The following is a 1,643-nucleotide window of genomic DNA, read 5'->3' as shown; positions in this document are numbered from 1 at the left end:
CCATCCAGGCGCTCGCCCAGGTGCGCGCTGACCCGTGCGGCCAATAATTGGCGCTGGACACGGCGCTCCGCCTGCGCGGTCTTGCGGTCTTCGCCCGGCGCGATCTGACCCGGACCCAGACGCGCGTTGCCGTAATAGGCTTGGGTGATGGCCGGGCGGGCGTGGCCTAACCGCGCCGAGACCTCCCATTGAGCGCGACGGTGCTCATCGCCATCCACCGGCCCGCCGCCGCGCACGGGACTCGCCTCCCCGGTCAGCTCTTCGTAACGATCATTGGCGTATTGGTGGCGCAGCCCATGACTGGTCAAACCCTCTTTGCGGGTCACGCCATGCCGGGCGAGCGTGTGATGGCAGTGGGTGAGCCATTGCTTGAGATCATACTGAGGCGGAATCATCGAGCGGCCGGTCTGCATCGCCCACTGCGCGGCCTCGGCCAAAACGGCCCGTTGCGCCGCCGTTTCAATCGGAACGGTGCGGGGCCGCCCACCCTTGGTCCCGGCCGTAATCCGTAAGGCGTCCTCGCTGATCTGATCGCGGCGGGGATCGCACAAGGACGCTTCTTGTAAGCGCAAGCCAAAGGCGTGCTGAAGGCGTAAGACTCGCGCAACCTCGGGGTCTTGGGTGGCGATGTCCGCGATCTTCTCCAGTGGATCAACGCCCGCCGCCGTCCAGGAATGATCGTAGGCCGCGGCATAGTGCCGTTGAAAAGCACCAGGATCGGTCAGATAACTCGCCCCCGGTCGCAACATGCTTTTCTTCCCCAGCCAATCGCACAGCCGGGTGAGATAAGAAAAACGCTTTTGCAGCGTCGAAGCCGAGAGCTGTTGGGCTTCCCAATGCTTCATCAACACGTCGATGTGCTTGGGCTTGAGGTTGTCCAAGTCCAGCAGCGGATAGCCCAGCGCGTGGAGCTGGCGCACCATCTGGCTATAAAACGTCGCCCGATCCGCAATCGTGGCGTTTGACACCACCTTGCGCCCGTCCGCACTGCGGCGCAGGTGTTTTTTTAACAGCGCATTGAGCGAGGCGAAGGCTTTGGCGTGTTTGCCGCGCCCCGCCGATGTCAGCGCCGGGCGCTCCACCGCGTCCGACGAGGACCCTGCTGTTTTTACGCCCTGCGTCCGGGCACGCACGTCATCCTCCTAACGTCATCCAAGGCATCCACACGACCGACACCACAGCTACAAAGACACGACACAGGCGCTACTTGAGGGTACTGCGCGCGATGAGGGCCTTGCCTGAGAAGCACCACCCATCCTTCAACGGCTCTTCGCCGTTAAAGCCGATTCCCCTGTGGGAAACCGGACGTTTTCATGCTATTCCAAACTCCTGCCTTGTCCGAACGATAGAAAAGATCGCCCGTGAACCCCAACCCGTGGGTCGCAACCGTCGGTCGCTGGCCGCCACGAGCAACTCCCAAGAGCTGACGGTGGTTCTGTCAAGGTGCGGTGGGCGCAGACGGCGCATCCGGTACACCGGGTGTGCTCGCCGCCGGTTCAGGGCGCATAAATAACCGCTGGAGATACGCCAGAATCATGGCGTCCGCCTCGGCGTCCGGGCCGTTCAGGACGTGCATGACCGACGCTGAAATCACTAACGCCGGATCAGGCCGGTAGCCGCGCAGCGACCGCCGTAACCGTCGG

Annotated in this window: 2 protein-coding genes; both read right to left on the bottom strand. The window is 63.4% G+C overall.

The window, feature by feature from the left end; all coding sequences use genetic code 11:
- The coding region (locus BN873_RS07530; RefSeq protein WP_048672420.1) for an integrase domain-containing protein at window positions 1-1,133 on the bottom strand (1,133 nt) is incomplete at its 3' end.
- A gap of 305 nt (window positions 1,134-1,438) precedes the next feature.
- On the bottom strand, window positions 1,439-1,643 hold a 205-nt coding region (locus BN873_RS20355), incomplete at its 5' end, for a hypothetical protein (RefSeq protein WP_048672417.1).

The organism is Candidatus Competibacter denitrificans Run_A_D11, assembly GCF_001051235.1.
GTDB classification, from domain to species: Bacteria; Pseudomonadota; Gammaproteobacteria; order Competibacterales; family Competibacteraceae; genus Competibacter_A; species Competibacter_A denitrificans.
The sequence above is the reverse complement of the archived record's forward strand: the minus strand, read 5'-3'. Positions and strand labels throughout refer to the sequence as shown.